The 22,881-nt window shown below is 65.0% G+C and carries 24 protein-coding genes; 18 read left to right on the top strand and 6 right to left on the bottom strand.

The genetic code is table 11. The annotated features are described in order from the left end of the window. Nucleotides 1-100: 100 nt before the first annotated feature. The 18 genes from tnpA (at nucleotide 101) to ACTJI6_RS18150 (ending at nucleotide 16,398) form a co-directional block, all read left to right on the top strand. Nucleotides 101-520, top strand: coding sequence for an IS66-like element accessory protein TnpA (gene tnpA / locus ACTJI6_RS18235; RefSeq protein WP_440798008.1), 420 nt, complete (start codon nucleotides 101-103; stop codon nucleotides 518-520). Then, nucleotides 514-873: an IS66 family insertion sequence element accessory protein TnpB gene (tnpB, locus tag ACTJI6_RS18230; RefSeq protein ID WP_214273084.1), complete on the top strand. Its 360-nt coding sequence runs from the start codon at nucleotides 514-516 to the stop codon at nucleotides 871-873. The genes tnpA and tnpB overlap by 7 nt, the downstream gene beginning before the upstream one ends. 68 nt (nucleotides 874-941) lie before the next feature. Then, on the top strand, nucleotides 942-2,507 hold the full coding sequence (gene tnpC / locus ACTJI6_RS18225) for an IS66 family transposase (RefSeq protein ID WP_080622378.1): 1,566 nt from the start codon (nucleotides 942-944) through the stop codon (nucleotides 2,505-2,507). 383 nt (nucleotides 2,508-2,890) lie between these two features. Beyond that, nucleotides 2,891-3,262 carry a hypothetical protein gene (locus tag ACTJI6_RS18220; RefSeq protein ID WP_103174862.1) on the top strand — a complete coding sequence of 124 codons (372 nt, stop codon included), beginning with the start codon at nucleotides 2,891-2,893 and terminating at the stop codon, nucleotides 3,260-3,262. An 85-nt stretch (nucleotides 3,263-3,347) separates the two neighbouring features. Continuing rightward, complete coding sequence (locus ACTJI6_RS18215; RefSeq protein ID WP_440802713.1) at nucleotides 3,348-4,073, top strand: lytic transglycosylase domain-containing protein; 726 nt, start codon at nucleotides 3,348-3,350, stop codon at nucleotides 4,071-4,073. A gap of 14 nt (nucleotides 4,074-4,087) precedes the next feature. Continuing rightward, nucleotides 4,088-4,393, top strand: a complete 306-nt coding sequence (locus ACTJI6_RS18210) for a TrbC/VirB2 family protein (protein WP_440802710.1) — start codon at nucleotides 4,088-4,090, stop codon at nucleotides 4,391-4,393. Further along, nucleotides 4,393-4,668 carry a VirB3 family type IV secretion system protein gene (locus tag ACTJI6_RS18205; protein WP_306609299.1) on the top strand — a complete coding sequence of 92 codons (276 nt, stop codon included), beginning with the start codon at nucleotides 4,393-4,395 and terminating at the stop codon, nucleotides 4,666-4,668. Before ACTJI6_RS18210 ends, ACTJI6_RS18205 begins: the two co-directional genes overlap by 1 nt. Further along, a complete protein-coding gene (locus tag ACTJI6_RS18200; RefSeq protein WP_440802708.1) occupies nucleotides 4,661-7,012 on the top strand; it encodes a hypothetical protein in 2,352 nt (783 codons plus the stop codon). Before ACTJI6_RS18205 ends, ACTJI6_RS18200 begins: the two co-directional genes overlap by 8 nt. Next, entirely contained in the window at nucleotides 7,005-7,127 is a 123-nt protein-coding gene (locus ACTJI6_RS18195; RefSeq protein ID WP_440802706.1) for a hypothetical protein, read from the top strand. The genes ACTJI6_RS18200 and ACTJI6_RS18195 overlap by 8 nt, the downstream gene beginning before the upstream one ends. 11 nt (nucleotides 7,128-7,138) lie before the next feature. After that, nucleotides 7,139-8,290 carry a transglycosylase SLT domain-containing protein gene (locus ACTJI6_RS18190; RefSeq protein ID WP_440802703.1) on the top strand — a complete coding sequence of 384 codons (1,152 nt, stop codon included), beginning with the start codon at nucleotides 7,139-7,141 and terminating at the stop codon, nucleotides 8,288-8,290. Then, a complete protein-coding gene (locus ACTJI6_RS18185; protein ID WP_440802701.1) occupies nucleotides 8,287-9,078 on the top strand; it encodes a type IV secretion system protein in 792 nt (263 codons plus the stop codon). Before ACTJI6_RS18190 ends, ACTJI6_RS18185 begins: the two co-directional genes overlap by 4 nt. A gap of 2 nt (nucleotides 9,079-9,080) precedes the next feature. Further along, complete coding sequence (locus ACTJI6_RS18180; RefSeq protein ID WP_440802700.1) at nucleotides 9,081-9,617, top strand: hypothetical protein; 537 nt, start codon at nucleotides 9,081-9,083, stop codon at nucleotides 9,615-9,617. Then, nucleotides 9,617-10,657 carry a type IV secretion system protein gene (locus tag ACTJI6_RS18175; protein WP_440802698.1) on the top strand — a complete coding sequence of 347 codons (1,041 nt, stop codon included), beginning with the start codon at nucleotides 9,617-9,619 and terminating at the stop codon, nucleotides 10,655-10,657. Before ACTJI6_RS18180 ends, ACTJI6_RS18175 begins: the two co-directional genes overlap by 1 nt. A 24-nt stretch (nucleotides 10,658-10,681) precedes the next feature. Further along, nucleotides 10,682-11,368 carry a virB8 family protein gene (locus ACTJI6_RS18170; RefSeq protein ID WP_440802695.1) on the top strand — a complete coding sequence of 229 codons (687 nt, stop codon included), beginning with the start codon at nucleotides 10,682-10,684 and terminating at the stop codon, nucleotides 11,366-11,368. Continuing rightward, the gene (locus ACTJI6_RS18165; protein ID WP_440802694.1) at nucleotides 11,365-12,096 is read left to right on the top strand and encodes a TrbG/VirB9 family P-type conjugative transfer protein; all 732 of its coding nucleotides are present in this window, start codon (nucleotides 11,365-11,367) and stop codon (nucleotides 12,094-12,096) included. The genes ACTJI6_RS18170 and ACTJI6_RS18165 overlap by 4 nt, the downstream gene beginning before the upstream one ends. Then, nucleotides 12,096-13,472: a TrbI/VirB10 family protein gene (locus tag ACTJI6_RS18160; RefSeq protein WP_440802693.1), complete on the top strand. Its 1,377-nt coding sequence runs from the start codon at nucleotides 12,096-12,098 to the stop codon at nucleotides 13,470-13,472. Before ACTJI6_RS18165 ends, ACTJI6_RS18160 begins: the two co-directional genes overlap by 1 nt. Continuing rightward, nucleotides 13,469-14,467, top strand: a complete 999-nt coding sequence (locus ACTJI6_RS18155; RefSeq protein ID WP_440802691.1) for an ATPase, T2SS/T4P/T4SS family — start codon at nucleotides 13,469-13,471, stop codon at nucleotides 14,465-14,467. Before ACTJI6_RS18160 ends, ACTJI6_RS18155 begins: the two co-directional genes overlap by 4 nt. After that, complete coding sequence (locus ACTJI6_RS18150) at nucleotides 14,464-16,398, top strand: type IV secretory system conjugative DNA transfer family protein (RefSeq protein WP_440802688.1); 1,935 nt, start codon at nucleotides 14,464-14,466, stop codon at nucleotides 16,396-16,398. The genes ACTJI6_RS18155 and ACTJI6_RS18150 overlap by 4 nt, the downstream gene beginning before the upstream one ends. 44 nt (nucleotides 16,399-16,442) lie before the next feature. On the opposite strand, the gene ACTJI6_RS18145 is transcribed toward ACTJI6_RS18150, so the two are convergent. From ACTJI6_RS18145 to ACTJI6_RS18120, 6 genes are all read right to left on the bottom strand, one after another. After that, entirely contained in the window at nucleotides 16,443-18,326 is a 1,884-nt protein-coding gene (locus ACTJI6_RS18145; RefSeq protein WP_440802686.1) for a relaxase/mobilization nuclease domain-containing protein, read from the bottom strand. Further along, the gene (locus tag ACTJI6_RS18140; RefSeq protein ID WP_440802684.1) at nucleotides 18,319-18,867 is read right to left on the bottom strand and encodes a hypothetical protein; all 549 of its coding nucleotides are present in this window, start codon (nucleotides 18,865-18,867) and stop codon (nucleotides 18,319-18,321) included. The genes ACTJI6_RS18145 and ACTJI6_RS18140 overlap by 8 nt, the downstream gene beginning before the upstream one ends. A 642-nt stretch (nucleotides 18,868-19,509) precedes the next feature. After that, complete coding sequence (locus ACTJI6_RS18135; protein WP_440802682.1) at nucleotides 19,510-19,716, bottom strand: cold-shock protein; 207 nt, start codon at nucleotides 19,714-19,716, stop codon at nucleotides 19,510-19,512. A 348-nt stretch (nucleotides 19,717-20,064) separates the two neighbouring features. After that, entirely contained in the window at nucleotides 20,065-20,307 is a 243-nt protein-coding gene (locus ACTJI6_RS18130) for a hypothetical protein (protein WP_440802681.1), read from the bottom strand. 389 nt (nucleotides 20,308-20,696) lie between these two features. Next, the gene (locus ACTJI6_RS18125) at nucleotides 20,697-21,179 is read right to left on the bottom strand and encodes a DUF3768 domain-containing protein (protein ID WP_440802679.1); all 483 of its coding nucleotides are present in this window, start codon (nucleotides 21,177-21,179) and stop codon (nucleotides 20,697-20,699) included. Between the two features lie 467 nt (nucleotides 21,180-21,646). Then, entirely contained in the window at nucleotides 21,647-22,582 is a 936-nt protein-coding gene (locus ACTJI6_RS18120) for a DUF2493 domain-containing protein (protein ID WP_440802677.1), read from the bottom strand. Between the last annotated feature and the right edge of the window lie 299 nt (nucleotides 22,583-22,881).

Genomic DNA, 22,881 nt, shown 5'->3' with positions numbered 1-22,881 from the left:
GTAAGCGCGACGCTGATCCCCTCCTGCCGCTGGTGATCTGAACGGGCCAATCTCCGTGCGCATGAACGTCGGAGGTGTTGGCTTGGAACGAGACGGCAAAATGGGCGGCCATTTGGACGGCTTCTCGGATGGTGGGGTTTCGCGGCTGGAAGTGATGGAGGGGCCGACCGGGCGTCAGCGACGCACGAAGGCGGAGCGGGCGCGGATTGCGGCGGAAAGCTTGGTGCCGGGAACTTCGGTGACCGAAGTCGCGCGGCGGCACGGGACGACGCGCTGGCAGGTTTATGACTGGCGGAAGAAGCTACGGGACGGACAGCTTGTCGTGCCCGAGAGCGTGGCGGCACTGCCGATGTTTGCAGAACTGGTCGTCGAGGGCGCCGCAGCGGAGATGCCGGCAGAGACGGAGGCCAGCACCGGCGTGGAGATTGTTGTGGGTGATGTCGTGATCCGCGTCGGCGCAGATACCGATGAGGTTCTGCTTACGCGGTCGATCCGAGCGGCGCGGGCGGCGGCATGGTGATGCTCGGCCAGGGCGGGCCGGTGAAGGTCTACGTGGCGACGCGGCCGGTGGACTTCCGCAAGGGCATCGACGGGCTGGCGCTGGCGGTGCAGGAGATGTTCGGGCTCGACCCGTTCTGCGGGGCGGTCTTCGTCTTCCGGGCGAAGCGGGCAGATCGTATCAAGATTCTGGTCTGGGACCAGACCGGGATGGTGCTCGTTCACAAGCGCCTCGAGGGCGGCAAGTTCGTCTGGCCGCAGGTGCGGGATGGGGTGATGCGCCTGTCCTCGGCGCAGCTGGCGGCGCTGTTCGAGGGGTTGGACTGGAGACTGGTAAGACCCGAGCGGGTGCGCCGCCCGCTGGTTGCAGGGTAAGTGCATCCGACGCACTGGAGGCCCCGTTTTTACTGGCCAGAACGGCATCAGCGTGATTCACTTCAGGCATGGATGCCGACACTCTCAGCCGCGAGAACGCTCATCTGAAGGCCCGCCTCGCGGAGGTCGAGGCAGCGCTCGCGGAGGTACAGGAGGCAAACCGCCGGCTGGAGGGTATCCTGCGCACCTCGCAGCGCGAGCGCTTTGGCAAGAGTTCCGAGAAGTTGTCACCCGACCAGTTCAATTTGCCGCTCGAGGACGCCGAACTGGCCCAGGGCGTGCTTGAGGCCGCGCAGGAGAAGGCTGAAGCCGCGCTTTCCCGGGCGCGAGGGGAAGAACCTCGCAAGCCCGCGCGCAACCGTGGGCATCTGCCGGCGCATCTGCCCCGGGTCGAGCGCGTGATCGAGCCGGCCAGCACCCTTTGCCCCTGCGGTTGTGGTGAGATGGCCCGGATCGGGGAGGATGTCTCCGAGCGGCTCGACGTGATCCCGGCGCAGTTCCAGGTTCTTGTGACGCGGCGCCCCAGATATGCCTGTCGCCGCTGCTCGCAGGCCGTAGTGCAGGCTCATGCGCCCGAGCACGTCGTGCCGGGCGGCCTGCCCACCGAGCGGCTGATCGCATGGATCATCATCTCGAAGTTCGGCGACCACCTTCCGTTTTACCGCCAGGCGGGGATCTTCGAGCGGCAGGGGCTCCACCTCGACCGCGGCACATTCGGCAATTGGGTCGGCCGCGCCTGCTTCCACCTGATGCCCGTGATCGACCACATGAAGGTCCACCTGCGCGTCGCCGACCGGATCTTCGTCGACGAGACCCGCGCGCCTGTTCTGGAGCCGGGCCGGAAGGCCACCAAGAGCGGCTACTTCTGGGCCGTCGTATCCGACGATCGCGGGCATGGCGGTGCCGGCCCGCCCCTCGTGCTGTTCCACTACGCTCCCGGTCGGGGACGGGAACATCCGCTTAGGTTCCTGGCCGGATACCGCGGCCGGTTCCTGCAATGCGACGCCTACCAATCCTACAATGCGCTGACCGAGATCACGCGCGATGAGGGGCCGTGGCAGCTGGTCTATTGCTGGACCCACGTCCGCCGCCGCTTCGTCAAACGCGTCGAGAGCGACGGCTCGCCCATCGCCGAGGAGATGCTGCGCCAGATCGCATTGCTGTATCAGATCGAAAAGACCGTGCGCGGCAAGGACCCGGCCGTCCGCATGGCCATCCGACGCGAGCAATCCGCCCCGATCATCTCCGCGCTCAAGCCCTGGCTGGAGACCCAGCTCTCGCGCATCCCGCGGAAGTCCCTGCTGGCCGAGGATATCCGCTACACCCTCGCGCACTGGCCCGGCCTGATCCGCTTTATCGACGATGGCACCCTCGAGCTGGACACCAACCCGGTCGAAAACCAGATCCGTCCGATCGCGCTGACCCGGAAGAACGCCCTCTTCGCCGGGAACGAAATCGGCGCCGAGAACTGGGCCATGCTCGCCTCGCTGGTTGCCACCTGCAAGCTGTCCGGCGTGAACCCCGTCGACTACCTCGCCGATACCCTCCGGGCCATCCTCGACGGACACCCCAGATCCCGCATCGAGGACCTCATGCCCTGGTGCTACGACCAAGCGTCAAGCCTCGCTGCATAGGGCCTCGTCGTCGCGCTTACTGCCGGCGGTATACACTTTCCTCTGGACAGGTGCGACTCGCGGTGTCCGAGCCGGGCGAGGTCCGCCGATGGCAGCAAGCGGGAGTGGATCACCAGTAGGCGTGGAACGGGCATCGTCAGGTCGCCACGAGCAGGTTCGACTGGGCAAAATTTTTTTGGCTCCAAACTGCTCAAATGTAACGTGAAGTCGAGTTTAGAACGATCAAGCTTGTGGAGTTGCTATAGCTTGAAGATTCTTTCCCAACACGGATAACAGACACTCGGCAAGGAAGGTGAGAATCTCCGTTTTACCTACTTGCGTGGTGAATACGTATTTTGATAGTCTGGCGTAGACGCGTCAGGCTGCTTTGTGGAGCGCGTCGCATGACCAACCAAGTCCAGGTTAGCAACGAGGTGCTCACCGTTGACATGTGTAGGGAAAAACTCCTGGACGGCTGGGAACTTCACGTGGTTTGTGCTGAAGACCCTGTCCCAGCACAAAACACGGTCCGAGGGTCTTGGTACCTGGTGGCCTTCGAGCCAGAAACAGGCCGCTTTGGTGTGGTCGTCGCTCAGAGAGACCTGTACCGTGAACGACGGCGGGCTGAGCAATCAGGACGTAAGCTTGATCCGTCAGATTACGCGTACAAGGAGATCAAGACCACCACCGGGCTGTTCAACGCTCAGACGGATCTGGGGATCACCGCCACGGTTATTCCAGGAGCCAAAGGCGTCACCATGGTCGCGCGGCTCTAACTCAGGCAAACAAGACGCGTCACCTGCATCCGCGCTTCCGATTGCTTATTGTTCAGACCGCAGAAAATTTGTTTGGAGCCTTGTCGTGGAAACGGCAACCTCGTTCAAACGAGGGCAGCATGGTTCTGTCAAAACTGGGATCTTAATCAGCCTGATCGGACTTGTCTCACCTGCCGCAGCCGATGTTCTGCGCTTTGACGCAAGCGGAAGGCAGATTGGTATAAGGGGTTCCAGTTCCGTGCAGCACTTCGATGCTGACGGTCGTCGCATCAACTTGCAAGCACGAGAAGGTTTGGCCGCTGATATGGGAGCGGCCAACTCTGGCAACGCCATGACGTTTTTGGCGCCTCTGGATGCATCGCTATCTGACCAGCTAGCCTCCAGCCGCCGCGCGACCGACATCGCCGCCACGCGAGCTGTGGCGCTCCGTTATCAGCATCACCCTGCCCTCTCGCAGAACGATATCTCGCCGCGAGAGTGGGCCGCTCTGTTCCAAGCCCTGGTCTGGCAGGAGTCACGCTTCAACCCCCGTGCGGTCAGCCACAAAGGTGCCATCGGTTATGCCCAGCTGATGCCCGGTACGGCCGCAAGGCTCGGCGTGAACCCGCACGATCCAATGCAAAACCTCGACGGCGGCGCCCGCTACCTGCTTCTGCAGCTGCAGGTGTTCCGCTCACCGTTGCTGGCGCTTGCTGCCTACAATGCCGGGCCTGGCGCCGTCGAACGCTACCGCGGCGTTCCACCCTACCGAGAAACCCGTGACTACGTGATCCGCGTGCTGGCGGAACGAGACCGCCTCCTTCGAAACTAGGAAAGGCCACCCTCATGGCTCCGATCCGTTTCCTGATGCCTACCCTCCTCGCCGGGCTCCTTGTGACCGCCGTGGCCGGCGACTCCCTGGCACAATCGGGCGTAGACTTCACGAAAGCCGATACGGTCGGGAACGACTTTGTCGCCTGGATCCGCGGCAACATCGCCACCGTCTTCTTCACGGTGGCCTTGGTGCTGGCAGGCTTCGCAGCCGCCTTCAACAAGATCAGCTGGATGTGGGTGCTGATGATTGCCGTTGGTGCCTTTCTGGTCTTCGGCGCGCCGGGCTTTGTGGCGGACCTGAAGGCGGTCTTCAGCTGATGGAGCGCCATGCCGTCATTCTCGGGCTATCCCGCCAGGCCAGGCTCCTCGGCCTGCCAATGCCCTACACGATGGCGGTTGGCGCGCTTGTCATGCTGCCCTTCATCTGGGTCAAGGCCGCCCCATGGCTGCTGACTGCACCTCTCTGGTACGGCCTCGCCCGCCTGATCACCGCAATGAACCCGAACGGCCACAAGGCTGTGGCAGTGGTGATGAGGAAGACCCCACCGCCCTTGTCCCGAAAAAAACGAAGGCTGGGCCGCCACTATGTTTAGCGCCCGTACCCTCCCGGTCAGCGAACGCGCCCGGCGCCATGTGCCGAGATCGCCGCAGGTCTATGCGGAGATGCCTTACGCGCTCGAAGTCGATGATCACACGGTGCGCACCCGCGAGAACGCGCTGATGATAAGCCTGGAGATCGGCGGCATCGACGGGATCACTGCCTCCGACCGCGACATCCTCGATCTGGCCCGCAGCTTCGCCGCCATCCTTGACGGGCTTGATGACCGGTTCACCTTTTACGTCCACCGGCTGATGCGGCCCGCTGCCTTCGGGCTGAAGCCCCTCTATGGGGAGGGCTTCGCGCAGGACGTGGAGATGGCTTGGCGCGGCCATCTGTCCGGCCGCGCCTTGCGCGAGTTCATGCTGGTGCTCACGGTGGTGCGCAACAAGCGGGTGCCGCTCAAGGTGCCGCTTTTCGCGAAGGTGGTCGGGCGGCTTCTCGACCGCAACACTGCCGAACGCTTGGGCGAGCTCCGCGAGGTCGTCTCGATCCTGGAAACGAGCCTGCCGCTGAAGAGCCATCGCCTCAGGATCAGCGACGGTACGCTTCTCGGCTTTTATGCGGCCATCAGCACCGGACTATACCGGCCCGAGTATCGCGGGCTGCACACGCTGATTGCCGAGGACGTCTCGCTGCTGTCGGTCCGCTTCAAGGGGCCCGTGGCCGAGTTCCGCGACGGCTTTGACGGGCCGCGCCATGCGGCCGTCCTATCGATCTGGCGCAATGCCCAGCAGACCTGGCCGGGCATGCTCGACGCCCTTGACGCCGGCACCGACACGGTGATCTCGCATTCCTATACGCCCGTTGCCATGGGCAAGGTCAGCGAACTCGCCAAGCGCCGCATCCAGCAGATGGAAGCCGCGGGCGATCTGGTGGGCTCCATCGCCGCTGATCTGCACCAGACCTATGACGACGTGGAGTCGGGCCGCTGCGGCTTTGGCGAGCACCAGCTGACGATCACCGTCTTCGCCGAGAGCCCGGCCGCACTGGAGGCCAAGGTGTCCCAGGTCCGCAGCGTGGCGGAACAGGCCAAGGTAAAGCTGGTGCGCTGCAATGACACGATGGCTGCCACCTACTTCGCGGCCCATCCCGGCAACCAGGACTACGAGATCTGGAGCCCGCTCACCAAGTCGATCAACTTCGCCGACATGGCTTCCTTCCACATGGCGAGCGCGGGCACCCGGGCGGAGGCCCTGCCCTGGCGCACGCCGGTCACGGTGTTCCAGACAGTAACGGGTGCGGCGCATCGCTTCAGCTTCCATGCGCCGGGCGATCCCAAGGCCGAGCCCACCATTGGACACACGCTGTTCCTTGGTCCCTCGGGCAGCGGCAAGTCCTCGCTGATGGCGTTTCTGGCCGCGCAGGCGCAGCGAACGGGTGCCCGGATGATCCTCTTTGACAAGGACCAGGCACTGCGCATGGCGATCACGGCGCTTGGGGGCCGATACGCGGCCATTCGCGCGGGTCAGCCCACCGGGCTCAACCCCCTTCTGACGGAGTGCGGCCCCCGCGGCGAGGCTTGGCTTTTGGACTGGCTGGCCCGGCTGGTCGAGCGAGACGGACCCCGGCTCACGCCGCAGCAGGCCGAGGCGCTCAAAGGTGCCGTGCGCCAGAACGGCCAGGCACCGGAGGCGCTCAGGACCTTCGCCCATTTCGGGGATCTGATCGGCGATGTGGGGGATAACCGGGACCTGGCGATGAAGCTTGCCGATTGGGCCCCCGAAGGGCGCTATGCCTGGGTCTTCGGGGAGACCGATCAGCCGGTGATCGATCTCACCGCGCCGGTGACGGGGATCGACCTGACCGAGATCCTGTCCATGGCCACGGAACGCACGGCGGTGCTGTCCTACATCTTCCGGCGCCTTGAGCTTCTCTTCGAGGAGAAGCGCCCCACCCTTCTCGTGATCGACGAGGCCTCCACGGTCTTTGACGACACGTTCTTCGTCCGCTGGCTGCCGAAGTGGCTGGTCACGGTGCGCAAGCTCAATGTCGTGGTCGTGCTGCTCACGCAGTTCCCGTCCCAGATCCGCGACAGCCACTCCGGCTCGATCATCCAGGCCATGCCAAACCAGATGATCTTTCCCAACCGGGCTGCTGACATTGCGGACTATGAGGGCTTTGGCTTCACCGAGAACGAGCTGCACTTCATCCTGACGGGACGCACAGTCGAGCGCCATGCGCTGTGGCGCCACGGTGACGGCTCCACGATCCTCAACGTCGATCTCGCGCCGCTCGGCTCCCTCCTGACGGCGCTTGGTGGGGGCGAGGCAGGCCACCGGGCGTTCGGCCCGGACTATGCCGCGCGGCCCCACTTCTGGAGGACCCACGATGCCTAAGCTTGTGCTCCTGGCTGCCATCGCCACCCTGCTTGCAGGTTGCGGCGACCCGCCGATCCGCAAGACCAACTGCTGGTCGGGCATGGCCTTCGTGGCCACAAGTCCCTGCGAGTAGGAGGACGTGCGATGCAGGCCTGCGTTTCCGCTCCCGCCTGCATCCTGATCGCCCTTGTGGTGATCCCCGCGGGCGTGGCGGGGCAAGGCGTGCCGGTGATCGACGCGAAAAAGGTTGCCCTCGAGGTGCTCGGCCTGCGCGAGGAGGTGGCCAGAACAGGGGAGCTGCAGGCCAAGAACGAGGAAAGGCTCCGACAGATTGCGGCGCGGGGCGATCAACTGGTGGCGGCGCAGGAGACGCTCGCCCTGCTGTCCGAGAACTCCCGCTTCGTACCGGGTCTCGAGAGAGTGGGGGTCTCGGGCGATGGTGCGTTCACGGGAGCCACGGACATCTACGCCATCCCCGACAACAACCCTTATGCCGCCCGCATCATGGGGGATGCGCCGCTCACGATCGAGCAGATGATCGCGGATACCGCGCAGGCGCATGCCGGACACCCGGCCCTGGCCCGGGCGGGCATCGATGCGGTAGAGTTCCGCTGCTGGCTGCAGGCGCTCGTCAAGCAGGAGTCGAACTTCTCCATCGGCGCCCGCAGCCCTGTCGGGGCCTTCGGGCTGACCCAGATCATGCCGGGCACCTTCACCGAGCTTGGCATTCCAGACGATGGCAGCCGCCAGGATCCCCGCGCGCAACTTGAGGGCGGGGCGCGGTATCTCCTGAAAGGTCTCGGCATGTTCGGGACCATGCCGCTCGCACTCGCCGCCTACAATGCCGGTCCAGGTGCGGTCCAGAAGTACGGTGGCATCCCGCCCTACGCGGAAACCCGGACCTACGTCGCGAGGATCACCGGCTACTACAACCGCTATGCGGGCCGCATGGGCGGTGATCCGCAGGCCATCGGCACGCTCGATCCAAGCGACATGGCCATCGCCGAAACCTCGAATGTCTCGAACGCGGCCCTAGGCTATGCCGCGATTAGCCTGAACACCATGCACGGCTCCATGACCCGGCTGAAGGACATCCTGCGGCAGGTTGAGGCGGCCCGGTCCGCGAAGGCCGCCATGGATCTGAACACCTATGCCCGCGCCGAGGTGGCGCGCATGGCGGTGATCCTGACCCGGCTGCAGGCTGTGGAGCGCAAGGTCGAGACCGCCCGCACCACACTGCTCCTCGAGGCCTATGCCCGGGACGAGGATTACCTGAACATGAGGATCGACGGATGAGACGGATCTCGAAAGCGTTCGCACTCGGCGCCCTTTCCTGCGCCTTGGCCCTGCCCGTCACCGGACAGGGCGTGCCCACCATCGACGCGACCAGCCTGGCCAAGCTCGTCGAGCAGCTCACGGAGGCAAAGCTGCAGTTGAAGGAGCAGATTGCCCAGAACCTCAAGCTCGACGAGCAGACGAGGCAGCTCCTCCAGCAGATCGTGCTCCTGCAGGACCAGATCGGCGCATTGCGCGATGGGCTCACCCTGGCCGATCTCGGTGTCGACCCCGATAGCTTCCTCGAGGACATCCTGCCGGGGTTTTCGGATCTGGCCGCTTCGGTCGAGGCAGCGCGCATGGGCGACTGGAGCCGCGTGCTGGCCTCCGGCGACATCCTGGACAGCGGGCGCACTGTCACAGGTCATGTGGACGGCACCTTTGCAACCGCAGGCTTGTCTCGGGAGGGCGTCGACACGCTGGCCAGAAGCGAGGATCACGCAGCGGCAAGGATCGGCCAGTCTGCCAACGTCAACGCCTTCATGAGCGTGGCGGCGGAAAGCTCGGCGCAGGCGGCCACCGACAGCCTGACGCGGCTCGACGGCCTCGTGCAGACCATTCCCGACACGGCGGGGCTGAAGGAAGCCATCGATCTCAACACGCGGGTCACTGCCGAGCTTGGCATCGCACTTGCCAATGTCTGGTCAATGGAGGCGATCCAGACAGTCGGTCAGGGTAATATGGGAGTCATGGACGCAGCGACCGCGGCCGACGAGGAAAAGTACCTGCGCATGAAGCTGGAGGACTGACCATGATACGGACGGCATTGCTGAGCGGGCTAGTGATCCTGGGGCTTGGCACGATGGGACTGGCGCAAACCTCCGGAGCGCCTCCTGACCTCCCCGAGTCGGAACTGCAGGAACTCTTGGACCAACAGGCCGAGATGAGCGAGGCCGAGAGGCAGGCGGAAGAAGACTTCCTAAACCTCGACCTGTCGCCGGATGTGGATGTATCGAGCGTGGAACGCGTGCCGAGCGCGGGGCTGAATCAGCCATACCGGACCTGCGAGAAGACCCCGGAACTGCAAGCGAACCTGCGGTCTCCTGGTAGACCGGGAAACAGAGCCTATCGCGACATCGAAGGGTATCTGTCCGTCACAAACGTCATCGCCACCGAAGATTGCACCTGCGAGGCCAAGATCATCCCGCATGTGACGGTCACGATGTTCGAGGACCGGCTCCGCGAGAGGCTGGAAGTGTCAACACTCAAGCCGAACCATACGCGCGACCTTTATCGTGAATACCAAAGACAAAAGAAGATAGTTGACGCCATGTGCGGAGACTACTGATGGCCCTGGTTGAAGACATCTTGGCTGACCTGGATGCTGCCGTCCTTGACGTCGGCGAAGCGTACTTCACGTCCACGGCGGATGCCCTTGATCCTATGCTGACCATCATCGCCACACTTCTGATCGCTCTGGTCGGCATCAACATGGCGCTTGGCATTTACCACATGTCCCTGCGCGATGGCTGGCAGATCGTCTCGCGCATCGTGCTGGTCTTCCTGTTCGCCCGCACATGGGCGAACTTCGGTGCGATCTATGACGCATTGTCCTCGGGTGCCGGCAGCTTGGCCTTGAGCTTCTTCGAGGGCGATACTCCTACCCCTGCCGCCGCCATGGACCAGTTCGCCGTACAGATGTCGGATGTGGCGGACGGTGCGGCCAGCGCGGTAAGTTCGATCGTGCGGGGACTTGTTGCCGCGCTTCTGTTTCTCATCCTGTCGGTCCTGATGGCGGCCTATGTGCTGATCGTCGGCTTCTCGAAGATCATGATCGCCTTCCTGCTTGGTGTGGCGCCGCTGGCCATGCTCGCCACCCTATTCGAACGCACCAAGACGCTCTTCGAGGCGTGGCTGACCTCGTTCGTGGGTTATCTGATGTATCCGATCGCTGCGGCCGCTGTCATCGGCGCTGTGACGTCCATGGCAGATGCCCAGTTCACGGAACAGGACAGGATCGAAGAACTCTCGATGCTCCTCGGCTTCCTCTGCGTCGCCTTTGTCGGCATCTTCGCCCTGCTGTCGATCCCCACGGCGGCGGCCAACATCACCGGCAGCTTCAATCTGGCCAACTTCGCTCCCGAGGCCGTGCGGCTGGTGGGGCGGCCACTGCTGCTTCCCGCAACTGCGACCGGAGCCGGGATACGCAGGGGTGGAGAGGCGCTCAAGGCGCGTGGCGAGGCATTCATATCCGGCGCACTCACGGGCAAGACCCCGATGCTTGCCGCCCGTGCCCGGGACCGCGCTTGGGCTGAGAAGGGTGCCGATCTGCGCGCCAAGCTGCGCGGCATCAACATCATGCAGGGCAAGGGTGATAGCGGCGCATGAGGTGCCCGAGTTCTGGAGAATGCCATGAAAGACGGCGAGGCTGACAGCAGGACGATCCTGGAAACCGAACTGATCTTTGGGGTCCGTCGGCGCGAGCGGCTGGCCTGGAGTGTGGCCATCGGCGGGGTGTTGGTGGGCCTCGGCGGAGTCGCCGTCGCAGGGCTGGCGCTGCCCCTGAAGGAAACACAGGCTTTCGTAACCATCGTGGACAAGGACACCGGTCTGGCCGAGCGCGCGGTCCGGATCGAGGCGGCCGGTGTCGAGCAAGGCGTAGCTGTGGAGCAGTCGCTCCTCTACAACTACGTCAAGAGCCGCGAGACCTATGACGAGGCCGATAACGAGGCCCGTATCCTGCGGGTCTACCGCATGTCCGCGACCCGCGTGCAGGCGGCCCTGAAAGCACAATGGGACAAGACGAACCCAAACTATCCGCCGCTGATCTATGGCGCGAGCGGCAAGGTCATCGTGGATGTGCTGTCGATCACACCGGTTGCCGAGAACACCGCCCAGGTCCGCTTCACCAAGCGCCTCGAAAAGCCCGGCGAGCCGGACCGGGTCGGCAAATTCTATGCCACGGTCCGCTATGCCTTCGAGCCTACGACCGCGAGCGCGGTGGAACTCGTCTGGGAGAACCCCTTCGGCTTCACCGTCACCGATTACCGCGTCACGGCAGAAAGCTTTGAGGCTCAGGATATGGAGGCCCGGCCATGATCCGCTCTGTTACGATCATCGCGCTGCTCGCAATGTCCCTGCCTGTCTCAGCAAATGCGGAAGCGCGCCCCCGTGCGGGCGGAAATGACAGCCGCCTGACCTATGCCACCTTCCAGGAGGGGCAGGTTTATACCATCAACACCCGGGTCCGGAACGTCACCCTGGTCGAACTGGGTGACGGCGAGACAATCCGCTCGATTGCGATGGGCGACAGCGAGGCCTTTCAGGTTGAGAAGCTCGAAGGCTCCAACGTCTTCACCGTCAAGCCCGTCCTCGAGGGCGTCAGCACCAACCTGACCGTTGAGACCAATCGGCGGTTCTACTTCATCCATGCCGTGGAGTCCTCGCGGGCCACGCCCAACTGGTCAGTGAAGTTCACCGTGCCGGGCAGCGGCAACTCGCGGTCCCGCGGCGCGGCCACGGCAGCGGCAATCCCGGCGGAGGTGCCAATGACCTACCGCGTCCTGAGCCGCCGTGGCGCAGCGGAATTTGTGCCAGTCGGGATCTCGGATGATGGCAAGCGGACTCTATTCCAGATCCCTTCCGGCGCGCCCATCCCGTCGGTCTTCCGGGCCGATGCGAAAGGCCGGGAGTACAGCGTCAACACCAGCATAAACGGTACTGTCATCACCGTGGGCGCGCGCTCGGAACGCTGGGTGCTGCGCTATGGCGACGCCTATGTCTGCGTGGAGGGCACGAAGCCTGGTGCCGGGCAGAGGACGCGTTGATGGCGGAAGCCGATCCCCTGCAGGAACGGCTGCGCCGGATGCAGCCACCGGCAGCCAGGCCGCCCCTGTGGCGGCGGCTGGCGTTGCCTGCCGGGATGCTAGCGGCCGGACTTGCCGGGGGCGCCTATGTGGCGACAGTGGTCCCGTCGGGAGACCCGGCTCCATCCCCCTTGCCGACTTCGGACGTCCGCGAGTTCCAGGACGACACGGGGCTTGACGGCTTCACGCTGACCGAGAACGAGCCAAACCCTGCGCCAGCCCTGCCGGACAGGCGCACCGCCGTGCGCACGGTCGCCGATCCTCAGGCCCAGGCTGATGCAGCTGCAGCACGTGCAGCTCTGGAGCAGGCCAGGGCCGATCTCGCGGCAGCCAGGGCAGAGCTTGCCGCAGCGCGGGCTAACCCGAAAACCTCCGCCGCCGATTTCGAGGCATTGCGCGCTGAGCTGGACCAGCTGAAGGGCGACATGGCCGGAAAGGACCAGGCGCTGGATGAGCTGACCCGCGAGAACCTGCGCCTGCAATCCGATCTGGACCTGGCTGCCGAACTGGCCAACCAGACGCAGGTGCAGACCGATCTGGAAGCGCAGCGCCTGGCAGAGCTGGAGCGGCGCCGGTCCGCGCTTGAGGCCCGCCGTGCCGAGGAAGAGGCGCTGCTTCAAGCCCGAACGCAGTCGGCGATGGTGGCATACCGGTCAGGCGGCGGCGGGACAGGCGAAGACGATGGGCCGGGTGGCATCGACGAGCGGTCTGACGCCGCCGAACGGTTCCGACGTGCGGGCCGGTCCGAGGCCGTACAGGCGGAGGTCATCTCCGAGCCTTCGCGCACCGTGGTTCAGGGTACACTGATCGAGGCAACGCTCGCCAACGCCATCTCAAGTCAACTCGAAGGCAATATCGCGGCAACCGTCAGCTATGATGTCTGGTCGATGGACATGGCCAATGTCCTGATCCCGCGGGGCGCACGGCTTTTTGGCCGCTACAGTTCGTCCATCGAGAAGGGCCAGCGACGGATCATGGTGGCCTGGGACCGGGTGGTGACGCCGGACGGGCAGTCGGTCGATCTTGCCGCCTACGGGACAGACCGCGTGGGCCGCTCGGGCGTGACGGGCCGGGTCAACACCCGCACCCTGGCGCGCTTCTCGGCGGCGGCCGCGGTGTCGATCATCGGCGCCGCCCCCGCGGTGCTCGCGGCCACCGTTGAGGAGGGCAGCGACGATGGGATCGCCAGCGACACCGCCGAGAACATCGGCAGCAACGCCAGCGATGCGATCGGCGGGGTGATCGGGGACTACATCGACATTCCGGCGACGATCAGCGTCGACCAGGGCGCCGTGGTCATGGTCATGGTGAACGCCGACCTGGAGTTGTTCCCATGACGGAGGTGGGCCATCTGGAAACCCGGCTCCAGGTGCTGCGCCCGTTGCTTGGCGACGAGGCCACCATCGAGATCGCTATCAACGCCGACGGTCGGGTCTGGGTGGAGCGCGCAGGCGACAGTCATATGTCCCTGGCCGGGATCATCCTCCCGCCAGTCGAGGTCAGGGATCTGGCGGGTCTGATCGCCAACAAGCAGCGCCTGACGCTGACCGACAGCCAGCCCGCGATCTCGACCACCATTGAGGTTGCCGGATCCGCCCTGCGCTGCCAGGCCATCATCCCGCCTGCCTCCGCGGACGGCTCGGTGATCTCGATCCGGGTGTTCCGCCGCAGGGCGGCCGGCGATGCACCTCGTCACTTCCCGTTCTTGCGCGATCAAACCGTATCGCTTGAGACGGAACGGCTCCAACAGCTCCGCGCCATCTGTGAACTGGCAACAAAAGCCGACGATCCCGATGTGTTTCTGCGGGCCTGCGTCCAGTCCCGCATGAACCTCGTGATCTCCGGGGGCACTTCCTCAGGCAAGACCGAGCTGGCGCGGCGCCTCCTGTGGATGGTGGAAGACGAGCATCGCCTGGCCTTGATCGAGGATGCGACGGAACTGCTTCCAGCCCAGGAGAATACCGTCAGCCTGATCGCCGAACGGCTGGAGAGCTCGGCACGCTCCGCCGACAAGCTCCTGGAGATGACCCTGCGCCTGCGCCCCGACCGGATCATCCTGGGCGAACTCCGTGGGACCGAGGCGGTCACCTTTCTCGAGGCCATCAACACCGGTCACGAGGGCAGCTTCACGACCATCCATGCCACAAGCGCGCGAAAGGCGGTCAACAGGCTCGCCTTCCTGGTCATGCGTGCGGGCATGCCGCTGACGCTGTCGGAGATCCGGGACTACGTTCTCCAGTCCATCGACGTGATCGTGCAGACCGGCCGGATCGGCACCGGGAGGGGCATCCTGGAGACCTGGTTTCCGGGGCTCGATGGGGAAAGGCCATGACCCGCCAGAGCGTTGCGGTTGCGACCGGCCTCATTACCGGAGCCTTTGTGGGCCTGATGATCGGCGGCCTTTGGCTGCAGTGGCAATCGGGCACGAACCCCAACGCCGGGCATCCCTTCGTGCTCCTCACCGATTTCCCGGGTTTGCGGGCGGCGGGACGGGATCCGTGGCGATCAGCCTACGGGATCGTGCTGGCGGGTGCGCTGCTGCTGGGAGGTGCCGGGGCATTCCTGTCTGTCTCCCGACAGCTGACCACCTACGGCAAGGCGCATTTTCAAAGCCGCCGCGATGTCCGGCGGAACGGGCTCGTGCAACCCTTGGGCTCGGGTCTCGTGTTCGGCAAGTTCGGCAAGGCGCACAAGAGGGGCTGCTTTGTCTGCGGCAGCTACGACAGGTTCCCGCACGCCTTGGTCGCGGCGCCGACGCGCTCGGGCAAGGGGGTGGGCTATGTCATCCCGAACACGCTCCTTTTTCCGGGCTCCTGCGTCATCATGGACGTCAAGGGCGAGATCTTCGAAGCCACCTCCCGGCACCGGCAGGCTGGGGGAGACCGGGTGTTTCGCATCGCGCCGTTCGATTTCGACCATCCGACACACCGCTATAACCCGCTTGAGCGGATCGCCCGCATTGCGGACACCGATCAGCGCTTCACCGAGCTTTCGAAGCTTGCCAGCTATTTCCTGATCCCGAAGACCGAAAAGGGTGGCGCGTCGGACTTCATCGTGGGCGCGCGCCAGTTGTTCGTAGCCGCCGGGATGCTGGCCATCGAGCGTGGCACGGCCAGCATCGGTGCCATCGCCCGCCTTCTCTTCGATACTGCGAACAAGGACATCGCCTTCCGCAGGCTTGCGGGCGAGACGCGCCACGCCCCTTCGGCCACGATCTTTCTGAACTTCTCGGGCTACTCGGACCGGACGCTGTCATCCTATATCTCGGTCCTTGACGGGGCGGGTCTGGGTTTGTGGCTGAACCCGCGCATCGACAGGGTCACGGCGGTCAACGACTTTTCCTGGAACGACATCCGCCGCAGCCCGCACGCGATCTATGTCGTCGCCAATTCGGACGACGTCCCCACGCTCGCGCCCCTCTTGCGGCTGATGTTCGGCGAACTGATCGCCACGATGCGGGCACGCATCCCTGACCCGAAGCTTGAGCCCTGGCCCGTGCAGATCATCCTCGACGAGTTCGACCAGCTTGGCCCCATGCCGATCATCGTGCAATCGCTGAAGCAGCTTGCCGGTCATGGCGCGCGGGTGTCGATCATCACCCAGTCGGTGCCGGGGCTGGAAACCATCTACTCCGAAAACGAGCGGCTGTCGATCGAGGCCGCCGCCGGAATGAAGCTCTATATCGCGCCCAACGAGAAGAAGACCGCCGGCGAGGTTGCCGAGGCTCTGGGCAAGACCACGCGGCTGGCCCTGAGCGACACCTACTCGCAGGATGGCAAGGGTTTTCTGAAACGGTCGGTTTCTCGACGCAACGAGGAACGTCCGCTGATGACGCCTGACGAGATCCGCAGGCTTGCCCCAGACAAGGTCATTCTGATCCCGGAGCGGCAGAACCCGATCCTGGCAGATCGGATTGTCTATTATGAGGACATTCGGTTCAAAGCCCTTGTCGACGCCCAGAAGGGACCGTTACCCTATCCCGATCCGCTGCGGGAGGAACTCGACACGCTTCGGGCCGAGATGGCCGCGCTGCGGAATGCCCGGGTCGTCTATTCACCGACACGGTCTCTCCATCCCGCAACGGAGCCTGCGGCATCGACCGTACACCTGGCGCAGATCGTCGAGGCAGAACCGAACGTGCCGGCGGGCTCCGTCATCATAGGCGATGACATTGTGATGGCGGTACAGGCAGGCATGGACGCCTTCGATCATGAGCTGCAGGAAACGAAAGCTGCTGCCACTGCGGAGATCGACCTGTCATGATCAGGGACATGGCATCGTTGTCCGGGGCTCGATCAGCTCGGGGTTCACAGATCCAGGTCGTGCTCCTTGCGGCCAAGCTCGTGCGGTATTTGCTCACGACGATGCTCGTTCAGCCGTTCCCTGGCCTGCATCGCCTCCCGGAGGGAAAGACCGATGCTTTCGTGGCTCTCGGCGGCTGCCACCAAGGCACGGGCAATCTCGCGTCGCTGCACCGGCTCGGGAAAGTCTGAAGCCAGCGCCCGATCGTCACCCCTGGCGATCTGCGCCATGACCGTCTCGCCGTAGCGCTCCTTCAGGTCGGTGGCGAAACGCTCGGCATGATCCTCTCGCTCGAACTCCACCCGGCCGTGCCGGTGGTGCACGGTGGCCAGCGTCTCGAGGGTCCGCACCAGCCGGTCGTCGTCTTGCTGGTGCGCGGTCCTCTCGCTTGCCATCCCCAGGGCACCGTCCAGGATCGTCGTGGCCTGGGCATGGAAGCGGTCCAAGAGAGCTGCTGCCTGCGCCCGCCCCTTGGCATCCCCCAGATCGAGCTGATGTGCGGCCGAGACGGCCCTGAGGTCCGCCTTGACCCACTCCCGCTCCTGCCAGGCATTCGCCGCCCGATGTTCGAGCCGCCGCTCCATTGCGCCGCGCTCGATGCCGATGGCTTCGGCCGCGGCCACGACGGCCGCGCGGACCTCGCGGGTGGCCTCACCGCTCAGCACCCGTGTCGCGCTGCCCCGGGTGATGGCATCCCCGTCCAGCTCGGTCCGGTAAAGCGCCGAGCGTGGCGGCTCCTGCACCAGCTCGGCCCCGCGCGCATCGCCCAGATCGCGCAGGATCGCCGTGGTGACCTTGGCCAGTTCGTGACGCATCCTGCGCCGGTCCTTGGGTCCGAGCGTGGCGATCTCGCCTTCGACCCGCTCGAGCCATCCCGAGAAGACCCGATCCAGATCCTGCCGGGTCCGCGGCGTGTCCGTGTTCTGCATGTCCATCATCTCACCCTCCAGGGTTTTCGAACTCACGATGCCCCCCGCCTCCAGGATCGCCGCCGCCCGCTCCATGTTTATCTTGACGTCCTTCAGTCGGGCGAGGCTCGCGATCCCGGCCAGCGTCCTGAGCGTGGCGGCGCTGCGGCTGACCACCGCCAGCCCCTCCTCGAGCGCCGGGCCCTGCAGCGCCCGCTCGCGCACCGGCCGATGCTCGCGCGCGGCCCCCTCGATCTCGGCACGGGTGGGCCCATAGGTCAGAATGCCCCGCTCGAGCCGCGAGGAGGCGTCAAGCGTCACACCGAACTCCGCGGCAATCTCCGCCAGCCGCTCCTTCATGAGGTCCAGGCTGAAGACGGCGTCGCGGGCAATGTAGAACCAGGTGCCGTTCTCGAGGCCGCGGTTGTTCAGGACAATATGGACATGAGGGTGGGAGCGGTCGGTATGGAGCGCCGCCACATAGGCCCACTCGTCCTGGATATGGGTGCCCGACTGGAACATCTCGAAGGCCCAGGCTTCGGCAATCCGCAGCGCCTTTCGAGGCGAAAGGTCATAAGGAAAGGAGAGCAGCAGATGCGTGGTATGGCCATTCTTCGGCTCCCCCCGCCAGCCGTCCGACCAGTCTCGCGCAATCTCGCGCCGCTCCCGGGATGACAGATCCCGTGCCTCGAGCTCAAAAGCGACCATGTTGCCAAACACCGCCTCGGACTTGCCGAAGAGATAGTCGAGCTGTGCGGTAAGCCGTCTGGCGGTATGGGTGCCGCCGCGCCGGATGCGTTTCAGCACCACCGCGTTGGACCCCTGCCCGACCCGCCAAAGGTTGCGCGCCCGGGCCGAGAAGGACGACCCCCCTGCCCTCGCCTGCCGTCCCTTGGCAAAGCCGGTGTTGCGCGCACCCCGGCCGCGACCCACGCGGCGCAGACGGATATCGCCGATCAGGTCCTGAGCCAGGCTAGCCATCCCGCGCCTCCTGAAAGGCCTGGAACATTCGCGTACCGCGACGGCGATGCTCGTCCACCATGGCCTGCAGAAAAAGCCGGACCGCCGGCAAGGACTGCCGCGCAGCCTCGACCGCCGCCCATTCCTGCCGCACGAGATCGATGCGGCCACGATGGCCGGCAAGCGCGATCCGGGTGAGGCTCGCGCCGATCCCCTGCAGGTCTCCCCGGAGCGCATCGAGCTTGCCGGCCGTGACCGGGTCGAACTCCAGCAGGCCCGACGCGGCCCGGACCAGGGCCCGCAGCGCGTCCGAGTTGGAGCCATACCCCCACGCGGCCTTCAGCTGCTCGAGAGCCTGGATCTCCACTGGTGACAGCCGGGCCGAGACCGGCTTGCCATCCGTGGTCGCACTGTCGCGGGCATGCTTTCCCGCCGGCTTGGCACAAGTCGTCGGGTGTGCCTTCGGGTCTCGATTGCCGGCTGATGCATCGGTGCTGCCGTCCTGCGGCACGGGCCGGAGGGGTGTGTCACGCCCGGACGATGTCAGGCGAGAACGGCTCATGGCTGGGTTCGATCCAAGCTCGTAAACATTGTGCAGTTCCTGCCATGCCTACTCTTCTTACCATGCCATATTTTGGAGGATCTGTCACGGGCTTTGTCCCGCACAGAGAGGAGATCACCCCCACACCGCCCGCAAGCGTTTGACAGCTTCTCAGGAGGTGGTCAGTCCAATGGCTGGGTCACCGCCGAGGCCGAGCCAAGCGCCGCCGCTCGGCTTCGCCGTCTTCGCGTAACCGCACTGCTTTACCCCGCCAGGTCCTTGCTGAACAGAGGGTCAGGCAATAGGTCACAGCAGGTGAGCCGCAGCCGCCAGGAGCCAATGCCAAAGGGCACTGTCCCCCTGCCCGAAAGAACAACTATCCCTCAACGCCCGGCGCAGACATAAAGGTGTTATCAGCCGAGCGGGTGTGTGTGGTTGGTTTCAGAGTGTTCCCGCCCGGCTGACGTTCTCGCCCCTCATGGCACCGTTCTGATGGACTGGAAGCAACAGCGACCGGTCACCCCCATATCTGCGAAGTGGCATCTGCTGGCGGCGCGCCACGGGTGTGAGCGGGGGGGTGTTCTCTGTGAAGAGAGGGTTCAGGCGCACCGGCCAGGACGACAGATCGGGAACGACATCAGCCTAGCCTGGCGCCGCGTGCTTCTAGAGGGTCTGCAGATCGACCGCGCTTGTCTTGCCGTTGCGGCCGGTCTCCAGCTCAAAAGAGAGTTTCTGCCCATCGCGCAAGGTGTCCAACCCGGCGCGCTGAACGGCCGTGATATGGACAAACACATCTCCGCCTCCGGCCTCCGGCGCAATGAAGCCATAACCCTTGTCGCTGTTGAACCACTTGACTGTCCCGCGTGCCATTGTCCCTCTCCGCTGCACAACAAGACATTGCTTGGCATAGCGCTCAGCCGCGTAGCAAGAGATTTCCGGCGCAATCCGGCCAGTATGCGACCGCTTGCCTGGGTTCTGGTGAACCCGCGCCTGTCGCACATGCGACAGGCGGGTCGGGCCTGTCCCTATCCTGCAAGGGTTCCATCTTTACGCCGTCGTCACCAAGCTGCGGGAACGCGTCCTGTCGCGGCGTGCCACTGGACATCTCGCAGTCGCGTTAAGGCTGCCTTGTCCCTATGCTGAGTGCAACGTCAGGAGGACGGCCAAGGTCATGACCAAGAGCCATTTGGTCGCATCCGCCAATATGACTGACCCTTATCAGGACGCAGATGGCGTAATGCGTCGAAGGGTTATCTCGCAGCCGCCGCCCTCAATGGCGTGATAGCTTTCGAGAACAACCCGTTCGTCGGCACCGTCCAGGGACAGCTGCCCCTCATGAGGCCCGTTGATCTGACGTTCGTCGAGAGCCGCGTCTGCGCTGAACCGGATATAGTCGCCGCCGATTTCGACGTTGCCGCTGATCGGCTCAAGGCCGTCTAGCGAGAGTGTCGCGTCGGTCATGTGCTGCCCTCCCTCAAGGGATGAGGAGAAACAACGATCCTTCTGCTCATAAGGGACCAGCAATTGACAAAAATGAAATACTCGCGGACGTCTCGGAACGAGGCGATGTCTGACCTGAAGCCCTCGGCAACATCGGCACCCTGTTCTCACCCCAGGAGTGCTGGAATGACTGTCACGCCGCCGGACCTGTTTCAGGTGGAGCCGAATGGCTTGAGAAGCTCTCGGGACATCGGCAAGGCACTGCCGCCAGGTCAGATGCGAGAGCCGTCAGAATGCACGTCAGAGCGAATGCTCGAACGTCGCAGTCCAGCTCTCCTGACAGCCCAGAATATCGGACAAGCCTCGTGCGGTGGTCAGGCGGCCCTGCTTTCAAAGCCGCCCATGCCGGATCAGTATTCGTCGGGCAGGCAGAGGGTGAGGACGCGGATCGTCTGTGCGGGATCCGTTTCCACCTCCGGTCCCATCAACCCGTCGGTGTCGTAAAGGTCGATCTTCCAGTAGATGCGCACGGTCTCGTCTCCGTGCGGCACATCCGGCATGCCGAAGCTGCGGAGGCCATCGGTGCCATGATCGTCCATGACGGTTGCGTCGATGCGCACCCGGTCGAGGGCCGCGTCCACGAAGTCAGGGCCACGGGCAACGATCCCGCGCGTCACGACCACCCTGCCGCGCAGAGTCTCGCCCTGCCACTCGGTCTGCCCAAGGGCTGCCCGGAAGGCGTCGTTCTGCGCCCCGATGATCCGCGCCTCGGCCATGGCAGCCTCGTAGCGGTCGAGATCGAAGACCGGCCCCGCGCAATGGCGGCAAGCGTCTGGACGGGTGCCCGCCGTGGTCTGGGTGGCCTCGCAGGAGATGCATTGATACCGCGTCATGAGAAAACCCTCCTTCTGATCTGGCGATCCCCTCACAGCCCTGCCCTTCTTCAAGAATGGGAGCGGACCGGGAAGGCGAGCCGCGCCCCCGGCGCGTCTCACCTTCCTGGGCTGCCTCCCGGCGAGGGCGGGAGGGGGGCCCGGCAACTGGAAAATCAAGCCCCAAGGGTCGGGGGCCCCGTCTGCACAAGCCGCCGCCCGGCGGCGCGGAAGATGGGGGTGCCCCCTTGGGGCTTGATTTTCCAGTTGACGGGGGAACCGGCGGTTCCCGTCTTTCTTCCCTTCCGACACCGGTGCGGGCCAGGCGCTATGCTGTCCTGCAGGGGGCGTTCGGCTTGACCGAATCCCCCTGCACGGCGCTCCCCGCGCTACCCGGACCTTTTGCCGGACCACACGCCGCAGGGCGGCGCAGCAGGCGGTGTCTGACAACGAAGCCGTGGCAGGCAGAAGGCGCTAGAGAACGGCGCTTACGCGGCGCCCTCGATTTTCATCACCGGGATGCCCAGCTTGCGGGCCTTGTCAGCCAGGTTCTCCTGGATGCCGGTGCCGGGGAAGACCAGGACACCGACCGGCAGGACATCGAGCAGCGCGTCATTGCGCTTGAAGGGTGCGGCCTTGCCGTGCTTCGTCCAGTCGGGACGGAAGGCGATCTGCGGCACCTTGCGGTGATCGGCCCAGCGGGAGGCAATGAGTTCCGCGCCCTTAGGTGAGCCGCCATGCAGGAGCACCATGGCGGGGTGCTTGGCATGGACCTGATCGAGCCTGGCCCAGATCAGCCGGTGATCGTTGAAGTCTGCCCCGCCGGTCATGGCCACCTTTGGCCCGGCAGGCAGCATCACCTCCGTCTCGGCCCGGCGCTTGGCGGCCAGGAAGTCGCGGCTGTCGATCATCGCCGCCGTGAGATGGCGATGGCTGACCATCGAGCCCGTGCGTGGCCGCCAGGCACTGCCGGTGTGGTGCTCGAAGGCCTCGGTGGCGAGGTCGCGGAAGAGCTCCATGCCGTCGCGCCGTTCGATCAGGGTCTGCCCTTCGGCCGTGAGGCGTTCGAGCTCAACCGACTTCACCTCGCTGCCGTCCTGCTCGCGTTGCAGCCGGCGCTGCGTCTGTTCGTTGCTGTCGAGCTCGCGCTCGACGCGGGCCGCGGCACGGTGGAAGAGATTGACGGTGCCCCAGAGCAGTTCTTCGAGATCGGGCTCGAGCCGGGTGTCACTCAGGCTCGCCACCAGGGCGTCGAAGATGTCGGACACGGCGCTGGAGACGGTATCGGCCTCGGGCAACGGCCGGGGATCGGGCTCGTCCTGAAAGGGACGCCAGCCGTAAAGCTGGAGTTCGGTGAGGACATGGTCGGTCTGGGAGACGGTGTGGACCGGCTCGGGGGCCTGGTCGTCGGGATCCTGTGTCATCGCGTTCTCCTTCGATGGGGCGGGGCCCGCGTTTCTCGCGGCCTTCGCGGGCATCGCAGCGCACGGGCGGGCCGGACGGGCAGCCCTCGCGCCTCGCGAGGGCCTTGATGGCCAAGGCCGGCTATTTTGCTTCGCGATGCAAAGCGTCCGCAGGACGCGGCGGAAAATAGTCGGCCGCCGCCATTGCCCGGCCGATCCGGCTGTGCGCCGATTGCCCTCCTCGAAGGCCCGGAACGCGGATCTCCGCGCGTGAAGGAGAGGTGACCGGGACAGGGAGGGACCCGTCCAAAGGGCAGAGG

The organism is Paracoccus sp. 22332 (assembly GCF_052045125.1).
Classification (GTDB): Bacteria; Pseudomonadota; Alphaproteobacteria; order Rhodobacterales; family Rhodobacteraceae; genus Paracoccus; species Paracoccus haematequi_A.
Note: the sequence above shows the minus strand (reverse complement) of the source record. Positions and strands in the feature narration are given on the sequence as shown.